Annotated in this window: 20 protein-coding genes; 12 read left to right on the top strand and 8 right to left on the bottom strand. The window is 69.9% G+C overall.

From position 1 onward, the window contains the following. The first annotated feature begins 32 nt into the window (after window positions 1-32). The 12 genes from CACI_RS44695 to CACI_RS44750 all read left to right on the top strand — a co-directional run bounded on the left by CACI_RS44695 (window position 33) and on the right by CACI_RS44750 (window position 15,934). Window positions 33-2,189 carry a hypothetical protein gene (locus CACI_RS44695; protein WP_015797574.1) on the top strand — a complete coding sequence of 719 codons (2,157 nt, stop codon included), beginning with the start codon at window positions 33-35 and terminating at the stop codon, window positions 2,187-2,189. Window positions 2,190-2,243: 54 nt separating this feature from the next. Further along, window positions 2,244-4,943 carry a murein biosynthesis integral membrane protein MurJ gene (gene murJ, locus CACI_RS47010; RefSeq protein ID WP_015797575.1) on the top strand — a complete coding sequence of 900 codons (2,700 nt, stop codon included), beginning with the start codon at window positions 2,244-2,246 and terminating at the stop codon, window positions 4,941-4,943. 186 nt (window positions 4,944-5,129) lie between these two features. Then, the gene (locus CACI_RS47015) at window positions 5,130-6,881 is read left to right on the top strand and encodes a protein kinase family protein (protein ID WP_049871937.1); all 1,752 of its coding nucleotides are present in this window, start codon (window positions 5,130-5,132) and stop codon (window positions 6,879-6,881) included. A gap of 10 nt (window positions 6,882-6,891) precedes the next feature. Beyond that, window positions 6,892-7,551: an RNA polymerase sigma factor SigM gene (gene sigM, locus CACI_RS44710; RefSeq protein ID WP_015797577.1), complete on the top strand. Its 660-nt coding sequence runs from the start codon at window positions 6,892-6,894 to the stop codon at window positions 7,549-7,551. Further along, on the top strand, window positions 7,548-8,414 hold the full coding sequence (locus tag CACI_RS44715; protein WP_015797578.1) for a hypothetical protein: 867 nt from the start codon (window positions 7,548-7,550) through the stop codon (window positions 8,412-8,414). Before sigM ends, CACI_RS44715 begins: the two co-directional genes overlap by 4 nt. 109 nt (window positions 8,415-8,523) lie before the next feature. Then, a complete protein-coding gene (trxB, locus tag CACI_RS44720) occupies window positions 8,524-9,477 on the top strand; it encodes a thioredoxin-disulfide reductase (protein WP_015797579.1) in 954 nt (317 codons plus the stop codon). Window positions 9,478-9,585: 108 nt separating this feature from the next. Then, window positions 9,586-9,912 (top strand): thioredoxin, encoded by a 327-nt coding sequence (gene trxA / locus CACI_RS44725; protein ID WP_015797580.1) that lies wholly within the window; start codon window positions 9,586-9,588, stop codon window positions 9,910-9,912. A gap of 144 nt (window positions 9,913-10,056) precedes the next feature. Further along, the gene (locus CACI_RS44730) at window positions 10,057-11,202 is read left to right on the top strand and encodes an N-acetylmuramoyl-L-alanine amidase (RefSeq protein ID WP_015797581.1); all 1,146 of its coding nucleotides are present in this window, start codon (window positions 10,057-10,059) and stop codon (window positions 11,200-11,202) included. Between the two features lie 195 nt (window positions 11,203-11,397). Continuing rightward, the gene (locus CACI_RS44735) at window positions 11,398-12,399 is read left to right on the top strand and encodes a DUF371 domain-containing protein (RefSeq protein WP_041540844.1); all 1,002 of its coding nucleotides are present in this window, start codon (window positions 11,398-11,400) and stop codon (window positions 12,397-12,399) included. Continuing rightward, window positions 12,396-13,148 (top strand): class I SAM-dependent methyltransferase, encoded by a 753-nt coding sequence (locus CACI_RS44740; protein WP_015797583.1) that lies wholly within the window; start codon window positions 12,396-12,398, stop codon window positions 13,146-13,148. The genes CACI_RS44735 and CACI_RS44740 overlap by 4 nt, the downstream gene beginning before the upstream one ends. 254 nt (window positions 13,149-13,402) lie before the next feature. After that, entirely contained in the window at window positions 13,403-14,716 is a 1,314-nt protein-coding gene (locus tag CACI_RS44745) for an aminotransferase-like domain-containing protein (protein WP_015797584.1), read from the top strand. A gap of 270 nt (window positions 14,717-14,986) precedes the next feature. Next, a complete protein-coding gene (locus CACI_RS44750; RefSeq protein WP_015797585.1) occupies window positions 14,987-15,934 on the top strand; it encodes a D-alanine--D-alanine ligase family protein in 948 nt (315 codons plus the stop codon). Window positions 15,935-16,135: 201 nt separating this feature from the next. Here the strand turns inward: CACI_RS44750 and CACI_RS44755 are convergent, their stop codons facing one another. From CACI_RS44755 to rpmH, 8 genes are all read right to left on the bottom strand, one after another. After that, window positions 16,136-17,332, bottom strand: coding sequence for a ParB/RepB/Spo0J family partition protein (locus tag CACI_RS44755; RefSeq protein WP_015797586.1), 1,197 nt, complete (start codon window positions 17,330-17,332; stop codon window positions 16,136-16,138). A gap of 22 nt (window positions 17,333-17,354) precedes the next feature. Further along, window positions 17,355-18,335, bottom strand: a complete 981-nt coding sequence (locus CACI_RS44760; protein WP_223297705.1) for a ParA family protein — start codon at window positions 18,333-18,335, stop codon at window positions 17,355-17,357. A gap of 436 nt (window positions 18,336-18,771) precedes the next feature. Continuing rightward, window positions 18,772-19,509: a 16S rRNA (guanine(527)-N(7))-methyltransferase RsmG gene (gene rsmG / locus CACI_RS44765; RefSeq protein WP_015797588.1), complete on the bottom strand. Its 738-nt coding sequence runs from the start codon at window positions 19,507-19,509 to the stop codon at window positions 18,772-18,774. Window positions 19,510-19,538: 29 nt separating this feature from the next. Further along, window positions 19,539-20,117 carry a Jag family protein gene (locus CACI_RS44770; RefSeq protein WP_015797589.1) on the bottom strand — a complete coding sequence of 193 codons (579 nt, stop codon included), beginning with the start codon at window positions 20,115-20,117 and terminating at the stop codon, window positions 19,539-19,541. 15 nt (window positions 20,118-20,132) lie between these two features. Then, a complete protein-coding gene (gene yidC, locus CACI_RS44775; protein WP_015797590.1) occupies window positions 20,133-21,119 on the bottom strand; it encodes a membrane protein insertase YidC in 987 nt (328 codons plus the stop codon). Continuing rightward, window positions 21,116-21,520 carry a membrane protein insertion efficiency factor YidD gene (gene yidD / locus CACI_RS48885; RefSeq protein WP_015797591.1) on the bottom strand — a complete coding sequence of 135 codons (405 nt, stop codon included), beginning with the start codon at window positions 21,518-21,520 and terminating at the stop codon, window positions 21,116-21,118. The genes yidC and yidD overlap by 4 nt, the downstream gene beginning before the upstream one ends. After that, window positions 21,517-21,867: a ribonuclease P protein component gene (gene rnpA / locus CACI_RS44785; RefSeq protein WP_041540845.1), complete on the bottom strand. Its 351-nt coding sequence runs from the start codon at window positions 21,865-21,867 to the stop codon at window positions 21,517-21,519. The genes yidD and rnpA overlap by 4 nt, the downstream gene beginning before the upstream one ends. A gap of 28 nt (window positions 21,868-21,895) precedes the next feature. Next, the gene (gene rpmH / locus CACI_RS44790) at window positions 21,896-22,033 is read right to left on the bottom strand and encodes a 50S ribosomal protein L34 (RefSeq protein WP_015797593.1); all 138 of its coding nucleotides are present in this window, start codon (window positions 22,031-22,033) and stop codon (window positions 21,896-21,898) included. Between the last annotated feature and the right edge of the window lie 51 nt (window positions 22,034-22,084).

Below are 22,084 nucleotides of genomic sequence, written 5' to 3' on the forward strand. Positions count from 1 at the left end.
CGCGGTCGCCGGGCCGGACTACGATTCGTCAGGTGACCAGCCGAGTCTGCCGCGCGATTTCCGCCTTCGTGCTGTTCGTGGGCGCCATGAGTCTGCTGCCCGGCACCGCTCGGGCGGAGGCGCCGCACGCCGACGCGGCCCGCCCGGATTCCCGGCCGGTCCAGGTCGGGATCGGTAAGATCTCGCCGCAGATCCCAGACTTCAGCGACACGAAGAAGACGATGACGTTCTCCGGTGTCGTGCAGAACACCGGAACCACGCCCCTGAAGGACGCCCACCTCGAGGTGTGGCGCAGCCTGGTCACCGCACGGTCGGCCATGGGTTCGGCCGACGGCGAGGGCTACCCCACGGCGGCCAAGTCCGTGAAGATCACCCAGCTCGCCGCGGGCGCCTCCCAGCAGTGGAGCATCACCTCCAGCGAGACCGACCTGCTCGGCGACTACTCCCCCCAGCCCGGCGTCTACGCGATCGACTTCGACGTGCGGGACTCCAACGACAACTTCGTGGGCGGCCAGCGGACGTACATCGTCTGGAAGCCGACGAAGATGCCGAACGCCGGGCAGGCCCGGGTGGCGCTGATGTGGCCGGTCGTCGGCCAGCCCGGGCTGACCGGGCAGAAGATGCCGGACACCTCCGAGGCGCCGATCGTGGCGGACCAGTCGACGGCCCAGCAGTACGCGCAGAACGGCCGCCTGAGCAATATCCTCCAGCAGGGGCAGGGGATGACCGTCAACTGGCTGGTCGACCCCGACGTGCTCTACACCGCGCACGAGCTGGCCAACGGCTACTTCTATCCGGATCCGTCGAAAAGCGGCAAACTGACCGGCGACACCGGCGCGGCTCCGGAGGCCTGGTACAACCAGGCCGTCGCTCTGCTGTCCTCGCCCAGCGCGCAGAACTGCTGGAATCTCCTTTACGGGGACCCGGATCTGAACACCCTGTCCCACAGCGGCCCGGCCGGCCAGAGCCTGTTGAACGCGGCCGCGACCGTGCGGGCGCCGGTCACCGCGATCGGCTGCCGGCCGGGCAGCCAGACCGTCGCCTGGCCCTCCGACGGCCAAGCCGACGCGGCCACGCTGGCGGGCCTGGCCGCGGCCAAGATCCCGAACCTGGTGACACTGGTCGGCTCGAACCTCGTCTCCCAGTGGCCCTCGGCGCATGCCTCGCTGCCGAGCAGCCCGAACACAGTCGTCTACGACAACTACCTGTCGAACATCTTCACCGACCCCGCCAAGCCCGCCGCGCCCTCGCTGAGCAACGCCGGCGTCCTGGCCGGACAGCAGTGGCTGGCGCAGACCGCGCTGGCGGACGTCGAGGGCTCGGGCATCCACGTCGTGACTCCGCCGCGGGACTTCGACCCGCCGCCGGAACTCCTCACCGCGATCAACGCCGTGAAGTCGGTGCCGCCCCAGTACCAGTGGTTCGGGCTGGAGAACCTCGGCAAGGTCCTCACCGACGCGCCGGCCAAGCCCGAGAAGGTCTCCGCGCTGACCAAGGTCGCCACGGCGAACATGGCGGCCGCCGCGGTGAACGCGGCCTTCGACAGCCAGCAGCTCGACCACTCGCTGCACGCGATCATGGTCGGCCGCGAATACGACAGCGCCGTCCCGTTCCGGCCGGTGGCGACCTGGTGGCGGAACCACGGCGGCGACGCGGCCTACGGCCAGACCGTGTACTCCACGGTGGTCGCCGATCACGCGCTGGTGTCCTTCGGCCAGCAGAACCCGCCGTTGACCATGTCCGGCAAGTCCGGAACGGTACCGGTCACCATCAACAACAAGACCGACGCGACGATCCAGGTCTACCTGCGCATCCAGGACCAGGGCGCGCACACCATGTTCCTCCAGGTCAACCAGGACCAGGGGGTGCACAGCGTGCAGTCGGGCCAGTCGGCGACCATCCGGATCCCGGTCCAGGCCCGGGGCAACGGCCAGCAGGTCACGCTGACGGCCCAGCTGTACACGTGTGCAGACACCCACGACGACTGCACGTATTATCCGTCGAACCTGATCACACATGTGGCCAACGGCAGCGTCACCAGCGTCACGGTGAAGGTCAGCCGCATCGGTCTGATCGCCCTGGGTCTGATGATCGGGTCGGGCGCGCTGCTGATCCTGCTGATCGGATTGCGCGTCTACCGCGCCAAGCGCACCCATCACGCCCCCGCACAGGACACAATGGCAAGTTGAGACACCGGCAATGATCGGACGACGGACACCACGGACGCGGGGAGCGCTGGAGAAATGACGAGCGACGGCAGTGGTCTGTGGCACCCGGATCCGCCGCGCGACGACGACGACCAGCGGCCCCGGCGCGCACCCCAGCCTGGTCCGGGCGGACCGCAGGGCAGTGATCCTCATCACTCCCCGGCTCCCGGCCCGGCTCCGCAGCAGCCCTGGACCCCGCAGGCCGAACCGCGGTTCGACCCGCAGACCGGCCGTCCGCTGCCCCCCGACCCCCGCGCGGGCCAGGGGCGGCCGCCGGCGCCGCAGACACCGCCGCCGCCGCAGCCGCACCAGCCGCGCCCGGATCCGGCGCGTCCGCCGCAGCCCGGCGGTCCCGAGCCGTCCCACCGCGAGCAGTACGCCGGTCCGCAGGACCCCTATCGCGCGGCCCGCGGCCCGTACACCGGCGACCCGCGCCAGGGCAGTCAGCCCCCGCCGCGCGGCGCCGACCAGTACCCGAACCCCGGCGCCCCGGGCCGCGGAGCGCACCCCGACCCGCGGAACCCGCAGCAGTACGCCGCCCCCTCGCACGGCCGTCAGCCCGATCCCCGGCCGGCTCCCGGGCGCCCCGACCAGTTCGGCGGCGCCCCCTCGCACGGCGGCGATCCGCGCCGCGTCCAGGCCGATTCCTGGCAGCCGGCGCCGCCGCCCCAGGGCCCTGGTACCGACGGGGACGCCGGCCACGGCCGCCGACCGGTCGACGACAGCCGCGCGCTGTTCCGCGACGAGGTCCCGGGCCGCGGCGGCGACCAGCCGCCGTCCTGGCAGCCGCCGCAGCCGCCGCAGCCGGAGCGCGAGCAGTACGGCGCGCCGGAGGACGAGGACGACCACGAGCGCGACTGGCGCGACGACTACGAGGACGCGGTCAGCGCCACCCGCTGGGACCTCTCGCCGATCCCGACGATGACGGTCGCGCCCCGCCGCGCGAACCCCAGCAACCTCGAAGCCCTGATACCGCCACGCCGCGGCCGCGTGCAGGGTCCGGCCACGCGCGGGCCCGGCGGCCCGGCCGGCACCGGGCCGGGCACCCGCGAGGGCGCTCCCTGGGAGCAGGGCGTCCGGGACCGCACCGCGACCGAGGTCCGCCCGCAGGCGCCGGCCGAGCCCAGCGTCGGCCGCGCCTCGCGGCTGATGGCCCTGGGCACCCTCGCCTCCCGGCTGACCGGCCTGGTCCGGCAGTTCCTTCTTGTGGCCGCGATCGGCACCGCCGACGTCGCGAACTCCTACACCATCGGCCTGAACCTGCCGAACATGCTGTACATCCTGATCATCGGCGGCGCGCTGAACGCGGTGTTCGTGCCGCAGCTGGTGCGCTCGATGCACCGGGACCGCGACGGCGGCTCGGCCTACGCCAGCCGGCTGCTGACGCTGGTGCTGACCGGCGTGCTCACGCTGACGATCTTCACCGAGCTGTTCACCCCGCAGCTGGTGGACCTGTTCTCCAGCTTCAGCGGGTCGAACCGGCAGCTGGCGATCAGCCTCGGCCGCATGTTCATGCCCCAGATCTTCTTCCTGGGACTGTTCGTGGTGCTGGGCCAGATCCTCAACGCCAAGGGCCGCTTCGGGCCGATGATGTGGACCCCGGTGCTGACCAACGTCGTGGTCATCGGCTCCACCGGCGCCTATTGGTACATCAACCAGAAGAACGACCTGACCCCCTCGACCATCCCGGCGGCCGACGTCCGGCTGCTGGGCCTGGGCGTCACGCTGGGCATCGCGGTGCAGGCGCTGACGCTGCTGCCGTACATCAAGTCCGCCGGCATGAACCTGACCCTGCGCTTCGACTGGCGCGGCCACGGCCTGGGCAAGGCCGTCACGCTGGCCAAGTGGACGCTGCTGTTCGTGCTGGTGAACCAGATCGGCCTGGCCGTGGTCATGCGCTACGCCTCCGACGTCGGCAACGACGGCTTCGAGCACTGGGGTGTCGCGGCGTACAACAACGCCTACATGATCTGGGGTCTGCCGCAGGCGCTGATCACCGTCTCGGTCATCACCGCCCTGCTGCCCCGGATGAGCCGCGCGGCGGTGAAGAACGACCTGGCCTCGGTCCGCGAGGACATCTCCTACGGCCTGCGGGTCACCGGCGTGGCGATCGTCCCGGCGGCGTTCGCGTTCCTGGTGCTGGGACCGCAGATCGCGGTGGTGCTGTTCAAGCACGGCGGCATGTCCATGGACAACGCCCACATCATCGGATACATGCTCTCCGCGTTCGGGCTGGGCCTGATCCCGTTCTCGGCACAGTTCCTGATGCTGCGCGGTTTCTACGCCTTCGAGGACACCAAGAGCCCGTTCACCATCAACATCTGGATCTCGCTGGCCAACGTGGTGTTGAGCACAGCGGTGTTCTTCGCGCTCAAGGGCGGCGGCGAGGAGCGCTGGGCGGTGGTGGCGATGTGCTCGGTCTACGGCATCGCGTACTGCCTGGGCCTGGCGATCACCGTGCAGAAGCTCAAGAGGCGGCTGCGCGGTCTGGACGGCAAGCGCATCATGCAGACGTACGTCCGGCTGATCGGGGCCTCCGCGGTCGCCGCCGGCGCTACGTTTATCGTCGCTTTATATGTGAACCGTATGGTCGGTCAGAGTTGGCTGGGCTCCGCGGCCGCGCTGGCGGTCGGCGGCGGCCTGCTCGCCACCCTGTTCGTCCTGTGCTCGCGCTTGATGCATGTCGAGGAAGTCGAGCAGTTGCTCGGCTCGGTACGCGCGAAGTTGGGGAGGTAGCCGCCTGGCGATAACGCGCTGTCGACCGATCCGCGAGACGTTTCGGCGGGGGCAACCCCCCATGGTTCGGAACAGTCTGCACAGATGAGGGTCGGACAACGCGCCACGAGGACGGCACGAAACCTAATACCATGAGGCGGGGATGACGAGACCATGCCACAGAGCATGCACGGACCAGGGAGTCATGTGGCAGCCGCGGACCAGACCACCGATCCGGACGGCGGCCTCGGCGCGGACGCCGAGGCGCTGATCCGGTCACTCGGCGTGACCGTGGGCGACCGGCTCGACGGCCGGTACCGCCTGGAGCGCGTCCTGCACACCACGGGCCCGGCCATCACCTGGCTCGCCGCCGACGAGAAGCTGAACCGGCCCAACCGCATCCACCTGCTGCGCTCGGACCAGCCTCGGGCCGAGGCCTTCATGGCCGCCGCCCGCGCCGCCGCGGCCATGGCCGACAACCACTTCGTCCAGGTCCTGGACGCCGTGCCCGACGAAGGCCTCTACTACGTCATCACCGAGTGGCTGCACGACGGCCACACCCTGGGCGAGGTCCTGTCCGGCGGGCCGGTCCCGGTCACCGAGGCGGTCCGGATCACCTCCGAGCTGGCCCGCGCCATGACCGAGGCCCACGACCAGGGCCTGGCCCACCTGCGGCTGTCCCCCAAGACGGTGCTGCGCACCGACACCGGCGAGGTGAAGATCCTCGACCTGTGTCTGGCCGCGGCGCTGACCGGCACGGTCTCGCGCGATCCGATGGGCACCGACCTGGGCGCGATCGGCGAGCTGGCCTACGCGCTGCTCACCGGCAAGCGCCCGCAGCAGCCGGACCCGGTCCCGCCGAGCGAGCTGCGCCCCGAGGTCTCCCCGCAGCTCGACGAGGTGATCCTGCGCATCCTCGGCGACGGCCCGGCCGGCCCGCAGTTCCAGACCCCGACCGAGGTCGCCGACGCCCTGGCCCAGCTGCCGCGCCCGCGCTACGAGGCGCCGCTGCCCTCGACCCCGCAGACCGCGCCGCTGCGCCACCAGCAGACCACGGTCATGCCCGCGATGACCGGCGAGACCTCGCGGACCAGGGCCATGCCGCACGTCGAGCCGAGCTACCAGCAGGCGCAGACGCCCGCGCCGACACGGCCCGCCCCGCACAGCGCCCCGCAGCGGCAGAACTACGACGACACCGACTACCGTCCGCGCGGCGGGGGATCCGGGGGCGGCTACGGCGGCTCGCGCGGCTCCGGCGGCGGCGACGGCGGCCGCAACAGCTCGACGCTGATCATCGTCGGCGCGATCGCCGCCGTGGTCGCCATCGCGCTGCTGGCCTACACGATGTTCGGCGGCAGCGGGAACAAGAACAAGGCGAACGCCGGCAGCACCGGCACGTCCTCCGGTCCGGCCAGCACCTCGGGGTCGAGCCAGGCACCGCCCTCCTCGGACATCACCCCCGCGGCGGTGTCGGTCTATGACGAGGACAGCGGCACCGAAGGCGCCGGCTACCTGGCCAACGGCCAGATCGGCAGCAAGGGCTGGATCACCAACCAGTACTGCTCGAGCACGCCGACCTACAACAGCAAGCCGAAGAGCACCGGCCTGATCTTCGACCTGGGCTCGGTCAAGACCATCACCAGCGCGACCGTGACCGTCGGTACCGCGGGCGCGGCGATGGAGATGCAGACCGCCGGCGCCTCGGTCACCGCGGTGCCCGCCGTCGTCGGCGGAACCGCGCCGACCGGCTTCACCTCGGCCGCGACGGCCACCGCGAGCGACACCACCGTCACCCTGACCGCCAAGTCGCCGGTGAGCACGCGCTACGTGCTGATCTGGTTCACCAAGCCGCTGCCGGCGGTGTCCGACCCGGATGTCACGCACATAAAGTGTGCCTCGGACAGCGGCAAACGCTTCGGCGACTCCATCATGTCCGTGAAGTTCAACGCCGGCTCCTGATCCGGCCACCATGTCCGACCCGCGTGCGGATCTGACCCTCCTCGACGACCGGGCCCTGCTGGCCCGGCACGTCGAGGGGGACGGCGAGGCCTTCGGCGAGCTCTTCCGCCGCCACCGCGACCGGCTCTGGGCCGTCGCGCTGCGCACGCTGAGCGACCCGGAGGACGCCGCCGACGCGCTGCAGGACGCGATGCTCTCGGCCTACCGCGCCGCCGGCTCCTTCCGCGGCGACTCGGCGGTCACCACCTGGCTGCACCGGGTCGTGGTGAACGCCTGCCTGGACCGGATGCGGCGGCGCGGCAGCCGTCCCACGGTGCCGCTGCCGGAGGTGGAGACCGAGTACGCGCGGCCGACCGTCACCGACGAGATCACCACCACCGATCTGCGCCTGGCCCTGGCCTCGGCGCTGGCGACCCTGCCGGAAGAACAGCGGGTGGCCCTGGTCATGGTGGACGTCGAGGGCTACAGCGTGGATGAGACCGCCGGAGCGCTCGGCGTCGCCCCCGGGACCGTCAAGAGCCGTTGCGCCCGCGCCCGGGCGAAACTGCTGCCGCTCCTGAAGGACCTCCGTGAGGGAAACCCAACACCACCTCCGGGGAACCAAGAGGGCACAGCGCGCGTCAAAGTTGCGACGCGTCAAGATCGCCGGGAAGGAGGCACGGCCGGATGATGACTGATCCCGCCGCTTCCGGACCGGGGACCCATCTGGACCCCGACCAGATGGCGGACCTGTTCGAAGGGCTGCTCGACACCACTGCCGCCGACCGTGCGCAGGCGCATCTGGCCACGTGCCCGGTGTGCTCCGCGGACTTCGCGCTCATCACCGGCGAGTCCGATCTGAGCGCGTCGAGCGAGTCGAACGGGCTGAGCAGGCTAAGCGAGCTGCTGCCGCCGGTGCCGATCCCCCAGGATGTCGTGACGCGCATCGAGGCCGCGCTCTACCGCGAGCCGCCGCTGAAGGTCGCGCCTGCTGCCGCACCGGTGGGCCACCATGCCACCGCGCCGCCCCGTCGGCGGTTCCGCATCCGCCTCGGCGCGCTGGCCGGCGCGACCCTCGTGATCGCAGGCGGTATCGGTGTCGTCACGGCACTGAACAGCGGGGGCGGCTCCACGAAGTCGAGCAGCGCCGCCTCGGGCGCGTCCTCCGAGAACCCGGACGGCTCGCACGTCGCCGGCCAGGCACCATCGGGCGGGGCGATGTCGCCGCAGGTCGGCCGCGGGCCCGACTCCTCGGCCGGGGCGCTGGATCCCGGCGAGGCGAGCATCGAGCAGCAGGCCGAGGCCCTCCTCGGGAAGCACGCGGCGACGCCGGCGATCGGAGCCGGGCCCGAATGCGTCCCCGAGGGCGTGGCCGACGGCGCGAAGCCACTAGCCAAGACGCAGACCCGTTATCAGGGTGAAGCGGCCTGGCTGCTGGTCTACGCCAAGCCCGGCAGCGCGACCCTCGCCGAGGTGTACGTCGTCGCCGTGAATGCGTGCACTTCGGGCAATCTGGGACAGGTCGCCGACCACCTCGAGATCACGCGCCCTTAACACCGCACGGGAAACCGGCCACGTGGCACGGCCGGGAATGCATCTTGCCTAGGATCGGTTGAGCCAACCGGCACTCAAGCTGCCCCAGGATTCGAGAGGCCAGGCTCACGTGAGCGAGATCCGTAACGTCATCATCATCGGTTCGGGACCCGCCGGGTACACCGCCGCGGTGTACACCGCGCGCGCGGGCCTGAACCCGCTGGTGTTCGCCGGTTCCGTGACGGCCGGCGGCGCGCTGATGAACACCACCGACGTGGAGAACTTCCCCGGCTTCCCCGAGGGCATCATGGGCCCGGACCTGATGGACAACATGCAGAAGCAGGCTGAGCGCTTCGGCGCGGAGCTGGTCTTCGACGACGTGACGGCGGTCGACCTGAGCGGGGCCATAAAGAAGGTCACGGACTCGGCCGGTACCGTGCACGAAGCGCACACCGTCATCGTCTCCACCGGCTCGGCGTACAAGGAGCTGGGCCTGCCGGACGAGAAGCGGCTCAGCGGCAAGGGCGTCTCCTGGTGCGCCACCTGTGACGGCTTCTTCTTCAAGGGCCAGGACATCGTCGTGGTCGGCGGCGGCGACACCGCCATGGAGGAGGCGCTGTTCCTCACCCGCTTCGGCCAGACCGTCACCGTCGTGCACCGCCGCGACGAGCTGCGGGCGTCCAAGGTGATGCAGGAGCGGGCCTTCGCCAACCCGAAGATCTCCTTCGTCTGGGACTCCGAGGTCGCCGGCATCGAGGGCGAGACCCACGTCACCGGCGTCAAGCTGCGCAACCTGAAGACCGGCGAGGAGACGCTGCGGCCGGCCGGCGCGCTGTTCGTGGCGATCGGCCACCTGCCGCGCACCGAGCTGTTCCACGGGGTGCTGGACCTCGACGACGAGGGCTACATCAAGGTCGACTCGCCGACCACCCGCACCAGCCTGCCGGCCGTGTACGCGTGCGGCGACGTGGTCGACCACACCTACCGGCAGGCCATCACCGCCGCCGGCACCGGCTGTGCCGCCGCCCTGGACGCCGAGCGGCACCTGTCGGAGCTGGCGCACCACCAGCCCGTCACCGTCTGAATCGCCCTTGAATCGAACACAGCCCCTAAATCGAGCACAGCCCGTGAAACATCGCGCGATGTTTCACGGGAAACACTCACCAACTCAGGACTACACGAGGAGCACACCATGGGTGACATCCGCCAAGTGACCGACGCGACCTTCGAGGAGGAGGTCCTGAAGAACGACAAGCCGGTGCTGGTCGACTTCTGGGCCCCGTGGTGCGGCCCGTGCCGCCAGGTCGCCCCGGTGCTCGAGGCCATCTACGCCGAGCACGGCGAGAAGATCGACGTCGTCAAGCTGAACACCGACGAGAACCCGCTGACCCAGGCCAAGTACGGCGTCCGCTCGATCCCGACGCTCAACGTCTACCGGGGCGGCGAGGTCGTGAAGACGATCGTCGGCGCCAAGCCGAAGGCTCTCCTGCTGAAGGACCTGGCTGACTACGTCGCCTGACCCAGTGGGACGTTCGTCAGCGATCCAGTGCGGTCTCGCTACGTAAGCTGACCCGGATATGGATTCGTCAAAGGGGCGGTCTTTGAGACCGCCCCTTTCGGCTATGCGCAGACGAGAGAGACAGAGTGCGTAGGGTAGGGAACCGTGACCACTGAACCGACGTACCGCCGCGGCGACTCCGGGCCCGCGGTGGCCGCGATCCGCGAACGCCTGGCCCGGCTCGGCCTGATCGACGCCGGGTCCATCCCCGCACAGGGCGAGCCGGTCTTCGACGACGCGGTGGAGAACGCGGTCCGCCACTTCCAGCAGACCCGCCGCACGACGGTCGACGGCATGGTCACCCCGGGCACGATGCGCCTGCTGGAAGAGGCCTCCTGGCGCCTCGGCGACCGCGACCTGGTCCCCTCTCCCGCCGAGCCGCCGTTCGGCGACGACGTGGCCGAACTGCAGCGCTCGCTGCTCACCCTCGGCTTCGACTGCGGCCGGGTCAACGGCGCCTATGACCCCACCACCGTGGGGGCGGTCCGGGAGTTCCAGCGCAACGTCGGACTCCCGGCGACCGGCGTCACCGACCTGGCGACCGTCCAGGCCCTCAACCGTCTGAACCGCCGGATGGCGCACGGCGGCCTGCTGCACGCGATGCGCGAATCAGAGGCCATCCAGAGCGCGGGCCCGGCCCTGCCCGGCAAGACCCTGGTCCTGGATCCCGGCCACGGCGGTGCGGACACCGGCGTCCGCGGCGGCGGCCTGATCGAGGCCGAAGTCGTCTTCGACATCGCCGATCGGGTGAAGACGCGGCTGGAGAAATTGAGCGTCACCACGCACATGTCGCACGGTCCCGGCGGCAGCCCCGACGACCGCCGCCGTGCGGAGAAGGCCAACGAACTCGGCGCGGATCTCCTCATCTCGCTGCACTGCGACTTCCACAGCAACCCCGCGGCCTCCGGCGTCGCGGCGTTCTACTACGGCAACGACCGCTTCGGCCACAGCTCCCCCACCGGCGAGCGCTTCGCCGGCCTGGTGCAGCGCGAGGTCACCGCGCGCACCGGCCTGGCCAACCTCGGCACCCACGGCATGACCTGGGACGTGCTCCGCTACACGCAGATGCCGGCGGTTCGCATCGAACTCGGCTACCTCACCAGCCCGCACGACGCCGCGCTGCTCGCCTCGCAGCGGTTCCGCGAGTCGTGCGCCGACGCCATAGTGGTCGCGGTCCAGCGGCTGTACCTGCCGCCGGAGTCGGACGCGCCGACCGGTGTGCTGCGGCTGGCGGAGCTGCGCTCGCACTGAGGGTGGCGCCGGTTCAGGCTCGCTCGGTCCTCCCTCCGTGGTCCAGGGGTCTGGGGGTCGGGAGTCCGGCGGTCCGAACCGGCGGCTGGTCTTGCCAGCCAAGGTTCTGCCCGAGCCGGCACGTGCTCGACGCCTTCGGACCTTCTGGTGGGTCACCGCAGGCAGCGCTCCCGGCCGCGCCCCTACCCTGGAGGCGTGCCCCATCCCCACCAAGCCGTCCTCGTCGGCCGCGGACACCCGGCGATCCGGGCGACCCACGCGAAGACCTTCGAGCTGACCGCGGAGCCGGCCATCAGCGCGCGGGCCACCTGCGTGCTCGCTGTCGGCACCGTGCTGGACCCGAATCTGGCTCCATTGCGCGGTCGTGTCCGGCTGACCCTGGCGACTCCGGGACTGCCCGCACTCACCGGTGAGGCCACGCTGAACCCGCGCCGCGCGCTCACCGACCGGGCCGTCATCCGCCGCAGCCGCACCCTCGACGCGGACACGCTGGCCGTCGACTCGACCCTCACCGCCGACGACCTTCCCGAGGCGTTCGCCGCGGCTCTCACCGATCCGGGGCGCGAGGTCACTCTCACCGTCGAGGAGATCGGGCCGGGTCGGCCGCTGCTCCAGGTCGGCTTCGGAGAGCGGACGCATCTCCCGTCGCTGAAGGATGTCGGCGCCCAGGACACCCTGGTGCTGACCATCGCGCCCGACGCACCGCCCAAGGAGGTCGTCGCGACCAACGCAGTGCTCGAACGAGCCGCCGCTGCCGGCGCCCGCGTCTCGGTGGCCAGCCCGCACAAGCCTCTGGAAGCCCTATTGGCCGCGGGTCTACCTCCGTACCCCTACGCATACTGGGGAAGCCCACAGCGCCTCTCCACGCTCCCTCTGACGGCCACCGTGTTCCACATGCCACCGGCGACGGATGCCTCCCTGCTCGCCGGGCGTGACATCTGGATCGAGGACACCTCAGAGCTCGATATCGGCACCGCCATGACGCGCACAACGCCGTCCGCAGCCGTCGAAGCTTCCGGTGTCCTGACCGTCGTCGGCCCGGCGTCATCAGAGGCCGAACTCGTCGACCTCACCGCTGTCGCCCGCGCCCTCGTCGGAGCCGATATCGCCCCGCGAACCCTGACCGAGGCCCTGGCGCCCTTCGGACTCACCCGCAAACGGCTCTACGCGCTTCTCACCGAGCAGGACCAGACATGACTCGCACCACCGCCCTCAAAGTCCTCGCCGGCAAGAAGCTCACCGACCTGGATCCCGACGAGTGGGCCAAGGCCCAGGCTTCGGCCGAGCGGATTCTCGTGGACGTCGGCACCGGCGACGCGCGCACGGCCTACCGCCAGGCCATCGCGCATCCGGAGTGGCTCGTGGTCGGCGTCGACCCGGCGTGGCAGCGCATGACCGAGACCGCGGTGCGCGCGGCGCGCAAGCCGGCCAAGGGCGGAGCTCCGAATCTGGTCCTGGTCAGCTCGGCGATCGAGACGGTTCCGGCCGCCTTGCACGGCGTCGCCGACGAGGTGATGGTGCTCATGCCGTGGGGCAAGCTGCTGCGCGGAGTGGTGCTCGGTGAAGCCGACGTCCTGTCCGGTCTGCGCGCGGTCGCCAAGCCCGGCGCCCCGCTGGAGATCTCGATTGGCACCAGCATCTGGCGCGAGCCGATCCCGCTGGAGATCCGCGACCTCCCCGAGCTCACCCCGGAGACGGTCGTCTCAACCGGTCTGACCGATCGTCTGGCCGCGCTCGGCTGGCAGGTCGCCGACGTCCGGCTGGTGCCGCACACCGATCTGGACACCATCAGCTCGTCGTGGGCGCGGCGGCTGGGATCGGGCGCCACGGAGACCGTTCTGCACCTCCGAGCGGTCGCGGTCGACCCACGTGACCCGGTGGGGACGCAGCACCCCGCCGCCGAATCCGCCCAGGACACCCCCGAGGAACCACAGCGCGACGTGTAGCACGCCCCGGGCTGTCGGGCGGATCCTCAGCGCCGAGGCGGTCCACCTCCGCATCAGCCGACTCCCTTCGCCGACGACATCCGGCCCGTCCGGCCAGTGAGAAAGCGGGGCCGAACTGCCCCCGCGGCGGTCTGCGTGGGGGATGTTAGTCCTGTCACACGACCCCGAAAAGGCGGACAAGCCGCCGAGAAGATGGCTTTGCCTGCTTGACTTGGTGGAACAGGCTTCCACCTTCCGACTCCAAGGAGAGTGATATGGAACTCCCGCAGCGTCCGGGTTCCCGGCTCGACTCGTATGTCGACCGTTACGCAGCCAGGACCCGCGGGATGACCGCATCCGAGATCCGAGCTCTGTTCGCCGTGGCCTCCCGGCCGGAAGTGGTGTCGCTCGCCGGCGGCATGCCGAACCTCGCGGCGCTGCCGATGGACTCCATCGCCACGGTCGCCGAGGAGCTGGTCCGCGAGTCCGGCACCGTCGCGATGCAGTATGGCGGAGCCCAAGGCGATGAGACCCTGCGCGAGCAGATCTGCGAGATCATGCGCCTGGAGGGCATCGAAGGCCACCCCGACGACGTCATCGCGACGGTCGGCTCGCAGCAGGCGCTGGACCTGGTCACCCGGATCTTCATCGACCCCGGCGACGTCATCCTCGCCGAGGGTCCCTCCTATGTGGGCGCACTCGGCGTCTTCGCCTCGTACCAAGCGCAGGTGGTCCACGTCGCGATGGACGACCAGGGCCTGGTACCGGACACCCTGCGCACGGCGATCGCCTCGGTGAAGGCTTCCGGCCGCCGCATCAAGTTCCTCTACACGATCCCGAACTTCCACAACCCCGCCGGCGTGACGATGGCCGTCGAACGGCGTCCGGAGATCGTTGAGATCTGCCGCGACGCGGGGATCCTGATCCTCGAGGACAACCCCTACGGACTGCTCGGGTTCCAGGGCGAGATCTACCCGGCGCTGCGTTCGCTGGACACCGAGAACGTCATCTATCTCGGATCGTTCTCCAAGACATTCGCCCCCGGGTTCCGTGTCGGCTGGGCTCTGGCGCCGCACGCCGTGCGCGAGAAACTGACGCTGGCGGCCGAGGCCGCGGACCTGTGTCCGCCGGCCTTCTCGCAGATGATGGTCTCCCGCTACTTGAGCACTCAGCCGTGGCGCGAGCAGATCAAGGCCTTCCGGGCCATGTATCTGGAGCGCCGCGACGCGACGCTGACGGCGCTGTCCGAGCTGATGCCCGCGGGTGTCACGTGGACCAAGCCCGACGGCGGCTTCTACGTGTGGGTCACGCTTCCACCGGGACTCGACTCCAAGGCGATGCTGCCCCGCGCCGTCACCGCGCGCGTGGCGTACGTCCCGGGCACGGGCTTCTACTCGGACGGATTCGGCGCGTCCTCGCTGCGGCTGTCCTACTGCTACCCGACGCCGGAGCGCATTCGCGAGGGCGTGCGGCGGTTCGCCGACGTCCTGCGCGAGGAGATGGAACTGCGCGCCGCCTTCGGACACGAGGCGTCCCGGGCGTTGGAGAGCCGCGAAGGCGTCGACACGCCCGGCCCGGATCTGGCCTAGCGGCAGTATGTTTCACGGGAAACCGAGGCTGGTTTCCCGTGAAACATCGCCCGGGACCGGCGTGAAACAGGCCGTGTTTCCCGTGAAACATGGCGCGGTCACACTGCGGGCAGACGATGTTTCACGGGAAACCGGCGCCGTCGACCGCCCGGCGAGGACTGTCGACGGCGGAGCGATCCCCTTGTTTCCCGTGAAACATCGAGCATGACCCCTCGGGCTCCTCTGACATGATCGAGGGCGAAGATACCGGTGAGAAGGGCAGTGATTGCAATGAGCGACCTGGGCCGTGTCGTCGTCTTGGCCGGCGGCCTCAGCCATGAGCGCGACGTCTCGATCCGTTCCGGGCGCCGCGTGGCCGACGCGCTGCGCAGTGCGGGGGTCGAGGTACAGGTCCGCGACATCGACGCCGCGCTCCTGCCGTCGCTGCTCGCCGACCGCCCCGATGCGGTGTTCCCCACCCTTCACGGCGCCACCGGTGAAGACGGTGCGGTGCAGGGAATCCTGGCGCTGCTGGGTGTCCCCTACGTCGGCTCGTCGGCAGCCGCCTGCCGCCGCGCCTTCGACAAGCCTTCGGCCAAGGACGCGATCCGCACGGCCGGACTCGCAACTCCCGACTGGGTCGCGATCCCCAAGACGACGTTCCGAGACCTCGGCACGCACGCAGTCCTGGATGCCGTGTCCGCCGCGCTGCCGATGCCGCTGTTCGTGAAGCCCGCTCGCGGCGGCTCCTCTCTCGGCGCCGCCGCCGTGCACACCCGCGAGGACCTGCCCTCCGCGATGGTCGCCTGCTTCGCCTACGACGAGACGGCACTCATCGAGCGGCACATCACCGGGCGCGAGATCGCCGTCTCGGTCGTCGACACCGGCACAGGTCCGCAGGCACTGCCCGCCGTCGAAATCGTCGCGGACTCCGGCGTCTACGACTACGCCGCCCGCTACACCGCAGGCATCACCGAGTTCTTCGCCCCAGCCCGGCTCACCGCCGAGGAGGCGAAGTCGGTCGAGCAGCTGGCTGTGCGCGCCCACACCACCCTCGACTTGTCCTGCGTGTCCCGCACCGACCTGATCCTCGACGCCGACGGCATCCCCTGGTTCCTGGAAGTGAACGTGGCACCGGGTCTCACCGAGACCAGCCTGCTCCCGCTCGCCGCCGGTGCGGCCGACCTCGACCTCGGCGTGCTCTACCGCGATCTGGTCCAGGCGGTCATCGCCGAGTAGGACGATGTTTCACGGGAAACGGCGTCGGCTGTTTCCCGTGAAACATGGCTCGTTTCACACCGAGGCGGCCGATGTTTCACGGGAAACGCGCCGCAGCGGGACAACGGACGGGAATCATCGGCGCTGTTTCCCGTGAAACATGACAGAGGCCCGGCGGATGAACCCGCCGGGCCTCTTCACGGTTTCCCGTGAAACATCGACCTACTCGCCGAGGATCGCCTTCGCGATCCGCTTGAGATCCTCTATCCCCGCGTACTCGATGGTGATCCGACCACGCTTCTGCATGATGTCGACCTTCACCCGAGTCTCCAGCCGATCCGACAGCCGCTGGCCGAAGTCCTCCAGGATCGGCATCCGGCTCCCCGAGCGCACCCGCTTGTTCTTGGGCTTGTCGGTGAAGTCGAGGTAGTCCTCGGGCGTCTCGGTCAGTGCGGTGTCCAGTGCCGCCGCGTCCCAGCGGCCCATGCCGGCCAGCTCCTCGACCGCCCGCACCGACAGGTTCTCCCGGACGATGCGCTTGGCGATCTCTTCCTGCTGCTCGACCGACTTCAGACCCAGCAGGGCCCGGGCGTGCCCGGCGGTGATGACGCCGGCCGCGACCCGGCGCTGGATGCCCGGGGTCAGAGTGAGCAGCCGCAGCGTGTTGGTCACGTGCGGACGGGACTTGCCGATCTTCTCGGCGAGGACCTCGTGCGTGCAGTCGAAGTCCTTCAGGAGTTGGTCGTACGCCGCCGCCTCTTCGAGCGGGTTCAGCTGGGCACGCTGGAGGTTCTCCAGAAGCGCGTCCAGGAGCATCCGGTCGTCGCGGGTGTCGCGGATGATGGCGGGGATCGCCGACAGCCCGGCTTCCTGGGAAGCCCGCCACCGACGCTCACCCATGATGAGTTCGTAGCGATGCTCGCCGTCAGGCTCCGGAAGCTGCCGCACCACGATCGGTTGCAGCAGGCCGACTTCCTTGATGGAGGCGACCAGCTCGGCCAGAGCGACTTCGTCGAACTCCGTCCGGGGCTGCACCGGGTTCGGGCGGATCTGGCCCTGCGGGATCTCGGCGAACGAGGCGCCCGGTACCGGCATCAGCCCGTCCGGAAGACTCTCGTCGGCGAAGGACTCGCGGCTCGCCGAGGGAGCCGGGATCGACGCCGAGAACGCCCGATCGCTGCGGTCCTCGGTGGTCCGATAGTCGGTCTCGATCGGCAGAGACCCCAGCGCGGTGCGCGGCGGCGCGGTCGCGACCGATGTTTCACGGGAAACGTCGATGCTTGTTTCACGGGAAACATCGCCGGCGGCCGGAGCACTCGCCGACTCCGCCCGGGTCTTCTCGGACAGTATCGCGGGCGGGGCGCCGGTGGGGATCAGAGCACCCAGGCCCTTGCCCAGTCCGCGTCGGCTGCTGCTCACCACTGATCTCCCATCGTGCCGCTCACTGCCCACCGCTGTGCAGGGACGCCCCACCGTACTCGATGTCGGCCCGGAAATCGTTCATGCCGTCCATCGCGACGCGGGACGCGCCGCGCTCGGCGATCTCCCGGGCCGCGTCCCGGTAGGCGATGGCCCCGGTCGACACCGGGTCCCACGTCATCACGGTCTGGCCGTACGACGGTGCTTCGGAGACCCGCACCGAGCGCGGGATCGCCGAGGACAACACCTCGTTCGGGAAGTGCGTGCGCACCTGCTCGGCGACTTCGGTCGACAGCCGGGTCCGGGAGTCGTACATCGTCAGCAGGATCGTCGACACGTGCAGGTCCGGGTTGAGGTGTCCGCGGATCAGCTCGATGTTGTGCAGCAGCTGGCTCAGACCCTCCAGCGCGTAGTACTCGCACTGGATCGGGATCAGCACCTCGGCGCCGGCCACCATCGCGTTGACGGTCAACAGTCCCAGCGACGGCGGGCAGTCGATGAGGATGTAGTCCATCTTCTTCTGGTAGCTCGACAGCGCCTTGCCCAGCCGGCTCTCCCGGGCGACCATCGAGACCAGCTCGATCTCCGCACCGGCCAGGTCGATGGTCGCCGGGCAGCAGTAGAGGTTCGGGATCTCGGGCACCTGCTGGACGACCTCGTCCATCGTGTAGCGCTCGATGAGGACGTCGTAGACGGACGGGACGTCGGCGTGGTGCTCGACCGACAGCGCCGTGGAGGCGTTGCCCTGCGGGTCCAGGTCGATCACCAGGACCGAGGCACCGGCCTGGGCGAGCGAGGCGGCGAGGTTGACCGTGGTCGTGGTCTTGCCGACGCCGCCCTTCTGGTTGGCGACGACCAGGACGCGGGTCTTGTCCGGCCGGGGGAGACGGGTCACGCCGGAGAGCGCTTCTATCGCGGCGGCGGCTTGGCGGGCGATCGGGGTGTCCGAGTCGTCGGCGACGGACGGCCCCTGGGCGGGAACGGAAGAAGACGGCATGTGCATTACCTGAAGGGGTGCAGAGGGAGTGGCTCCCGCGGGAACGTGTCCGGACTCGTACTCGAGGTCCACCGGCGGCGTGGCCATCACGTCGGTGGTCCCGGCGGGGTAGTAGGGCTCGTCGTTGAGGCTGTCCACCACGGACTGCGCGAGCAGCGGGTCGACCCCCTGGTGCTCTCGGTGTTCATTGCCGGGTGCGGCCACGGAAGAACTCCTGTCATGGGACGCGCGAAGGGCTGTGCTCAACATGAAGCGAGAAGCTACGAACCACCAGTCTGCCGTACTCGCTCCCCCGAGAACGAACGAAGGGCTGTGTTTCCCGTGAAACACAGCCCTCTTTCGCATGTTTCCCGTGAAACATGGTCCGCTCGGTCATCCGCCGCCGATGTTTCCCGTGAAACATCGGCGGATTCAGGCGTCCTCCGTCGCCGGGACAGACATCTCAGCGCCCGGGGCGCCGGTTCCGCGGCCGCTGCTTCTTCGGCCCGCGCACATGAAGCTCGTGCTCGATCCCGACCCGGATCACCGTCGTCGGCGGGTCCACGATCCCCGCGCCGACCGTCTCCACGCTCCAGCGGGTGGCTCCCAGCTTGGCGAGCAGCTCCGCGCTCTCAGCCAGTTCGCCCTCAGCCGAGCCGCCCTTGAGCGCCACCATCTCGCCCCCGGACCTCAGCAGCGGGAGCGACCAGCCGGCGAGCCGGTCCAGCGGTGCCACCGCGCGCGAGGTGACCACGTCGAACCGTTCCTTGCCGGCGAACTCCTCGGCCCGGCCGCGCAGCACGCGCACGTTCTCCAGACCCAGCAGATCGATCACTTCGTCGAGGAACAGAGTGCGGCGCAGCAGTGGCTCCAACAAAGTCACCGACAGATCCGGACGAGCCAGCGCGAGGACGATGCCGGGGAGCCCGGCGCCCGAGCCGACGTCACAGATCTGGATGTCGGCGGGCAGCAGACCGCCGACCACCGCGCAGTTGAGGATGTGCCGCTCCCACAGCCGCGGTACTTCCCGAGGACCGAGCAGCCCTCGGGTCACACCGGGACCGGCCAGGATCTCCGCGTACCGGGTGGCGTCGGCCGCCCGGTCGCCGAAGACCGGGCCGACCGCCTCCGGGGCGGGGCCCAAGACCAGATCGGTCGGCTCGCCGCCGGGGGAGGCGGGGTCGGGCGAAGAAGGTCGCATGTCTCCACTATGTCCTGACCGCTCGGTCCTCAGACGGGAAGCACAACCACACAGCGGTGGGGTTCCTCGCCCTCGGACTCGCTGCGCAGCCCGGCCGCCGCCACCGCGTCGTGCACCACCTTGCGCTCGAAGGGCGACATCGCGGAGAGCTTCACCGGCTCGCCGGTCTCGGCGACCTTGCGCGCCGCCTCGGTGCCGATCCGGGTGAGCTCGGAGCGGCGGGTGGCGCGGTGGCCGTCGATGTCCAGCATCAGCCGGGAGCGCTCGCCGGTCTCGCGGAGCACCGCCAGCCGCGTGAGCTCCTGCAGCGCGTCCAGGACCTCGCCCTCGCCGCCGACCAGGTGCGAGAGCTTGCCGCCGACGATGGAGACCGAGGCCCGGTCGCCCTCGACGTCCATGTCGATGTCGCCGTCCAGGTCGGCGATGTCGAGCAGGCCCTCCAGGTAGTCGGCGGCGATGTCGCCCTCGCGCTCCAGGCGGGCGATGCGCTCGGCCGGCGATTCGGGGGCGCGCTCGGCGGACTTGTCGACCCGCTCCTGTCCGGTGCCCGGCTCGGCGTCGACCAGGTCGGAGGCCTCGGCCTCGGTCACCGCGGTGGTGTCGCTCATGGCCGTGCTGCTCCTCTACTTCTTGCGCTTGCTACGAGTGGTGCGGACCGGCTGCTGGCGCTGCCTGGTGACCGGCACCTTGTCCTGGGTGGAGGAGCCGTTGGCGGCGGCGAGTGCCTTGGCGGCCTCCGGGTCCTTGGCGATCAGGTCCTGGCGCTTGCGGTCCTCCTTGGCCTTGTTCCGGGCGAACATCTCCTTCTCCGCCTGGCTGCCGGGCATCGGGGAATTGCGCAAAGTGTAGAACTGCTGGCCGATCGTCCACACGTTCGTGGTCATCAGGTACAGCACGACGCCGATCTGCACGTTCAGGCTGAAGAACAGCATGCCGAACGGCATGACGTAGAGCATGATCTTCTGGCTCTGCATCATCGGGTTCGGGACGGAGTTGTCCAGGTTGGTGTTCTTCGCCATCATCATGCGCTGCGTCAGGAACTGCGACGTGGCGTAGATGATCGCCATGATGATCGCGATGATCTGCAGGTTCGTCACCGAGGTGACGCCGATGCGCGACATCTGGGCCGGCGTGTGGTGCAGGAAGCTCAGCGACAGCGGGGCGCCGAAGAACGAGGCGTGCATCGCGCTGACCGAGTCCGACTGGGACAGCGCGCCGACCGCGTTGCCCGCGGAGACGTGGCTGAGCACGCGGTACAGACCCATGAAGAACGGCGTCTGCAGCAGGATCGGCATGCACGAGGCGAACGGGGAGGTCCCGTTGTCCTTGTACAGCTTCATCATTTCCTGCTGAAGCTTCTGCTTGTCGAGCTTGTACTTCTTCTGCAGCGCCTGGATCTGGGGCTGGAGCCGCTGCATGTTCTGCATCGACTTGATCTGCTTGCGGAACAGCGGGATCATCGCGGCGCGGATGGTGATCGTCAAGAAAATGATCGCCAGCACCCAGGACGCCGAGGAATCGCTGCCGAAAATCGCCCCGAACGCCCGGTGCCACAGCATCATCACGAAGCTGGTGGCCCAGATGATCGGGGAGAGGATTGTGTCGATCACGATCGCGCTCCTCGGCTGGACATCAGGTCGGGCCGGACCGCGGGGCGGGCCGGCTCAGTGGGCAAACCGACCATTTCAGTCCGGTCGGAAGTCTGTGTGTCATCACCAGGGGAACTCGTCTGCTCCGGCGAGAGGTTCCGCGCCTGGCCGTCTTTTTCGCCACCCGACCCGCGGGTCTTGCGGGGCTTGACGGGATCGTACCCGCCCGAACTCCACGGATTGCAGCGCAGCACCCGCCACACGGTCATGCCGCCGCCCTTGATCGCCCCATGGATCCGCACAGCGTCATAGCCGTAGTGGGAGCAGGACGGCTCGAACTTGCACACCGGGCCGCGCCAGTTGACGACCGGGCTCAAGACTATCTGGTAGAGCCGGATCAGCCCCATCAACACGTACTTCATCGCAACAGCTTCCGCAGGGCCGAGTCCAGGTCGGCGCCAAGTGTGGCCGAGTCCGCCTCAGCGGCCGCCGGCAGTGCCCGGATCACCAGCCGGGACCCGGGGGGCAGCTGGTCCAGCCGGGAGCGCACCAGGTGCCGCAGACGCCGCTTGACGGCGGTCCGCACCACCGCCGGGCCCACGGCCTTGCTCACGACGAAGCCCGCCAGCACGGCGGCGTCGGCCGCGGGCGGCGGGTCCGAGGGGACTGCCAGATGCGCGACGAGCGTGGTCCGGCCGGCTCGGCGGCCGCCGCGCACGGCCGCGCCGAAGTCCGCCGACCTCCGCATGCGGTGCGCGGAGGAGAGCACGGCGGGTCGGAAGGTGGCGAGCCGCGGCTCAGGCCGACAGCTCGCTGCGGCCCTTGGCACGGCGGTTGGCCAGGATGGCGCGCCCGGCACGGGTCCGCATGCGCAGACGGAAGCCGTGGGTCTTGGCGCGGCGGCGGTTGTTGGGCTGGAAGGTGCGCTTGCTCACTGGGGGCTCCGCTTGTCGTTGGCGCCCTTCAGGGCGGCGTCACTGCTTAGG

The sequence above is a fragment of the Catenulispora acidiphila DSM 44928 genome, from assembly GCF_000024025.1.
Classification (GTDB): Bacteria; Actinomycetota; Actinomycetes; order Streptomycetales; family Catenulisporaceae; genus Catenulispora; species Catenulispora acidiphila.

Bases quoted from the DNA above. Each gene is read 5' to 3' on its own strand.
- yidD (WP_015797591.1), bottom strand. From the start codon at position 21,520: ATGAAGTACGTGTTGATGGGGCTGATCCGGCTCTACCAGATAGTCTTG.
- CACI_RS44760 (WP_223297705.1), bottom strand. From the start codon at position 18,335: ATGCACATGCCGTCTTCTTCCGTTCCCGCCCAGGGGCCGTCCGTCGCC.
- CACI_RS44770 (WP_015797589.1), bottom strand. From the start codon at position 20,117: ATGAGCGACACCACCGCGGTGACCGAGGCCGAGGCCTCCGACCTGGTC.
- CACI_RS44750 (WP_015797585.1), top strand. From the start codon at position 14,987: ATGAGCGACCTGGGCCGTGTCGTCGTCTTGGCCGGCGGCCTCAGCCAT.
- CACI_RS44740 (WP_015797583.1), top strand. From the start codon at position 12,396: ATGACTCGCACCACCGCCCTCAAAGTCCTCGCCGGCAAGAAGCTCACC.
- CACI_RS44745 (WP_015797584.1), top strand. From the start codon at position 13,403: ATGGAACTCCCGCAGCGTCCGGGTTCCCGGCTCGACTCGTATGTCGAC.
- rsmG (WP_015797588.1), bottom strand. From the start codon at position 19,509: ATGCGACCTTCTTCGCCCGACCCCGCCTCCCCCGGCGGCGAGCCGACC.
- CACI_RS44715 (WP_015797578.1), top strand. From the start codon at position 7,548: ATGATGACTGATCCCGCCGCTTCCGGACCGGGGACCCATCTGGACCCC.
- trxA (WP_015797580.1), top strand. From the start codon at position 9,586: ATGGGTGACATCCGCCAAGTGACCGACGCGACCTTCGAGGAGGAGGTC.
- sigM (WP_015797577.1), top strand. From the start codon at position 6,892: ATGTCCGACCCGCGTGCGGATCTGACCCTCCTCGACGACCGGGCCCTG.
- murJ (WP_015797575.1), top strand. From the start codon at position 2,244: ATGACGAGCGACGGCAGTGGTCTGTGGCACCCGGATCCGCCGCGCGAC.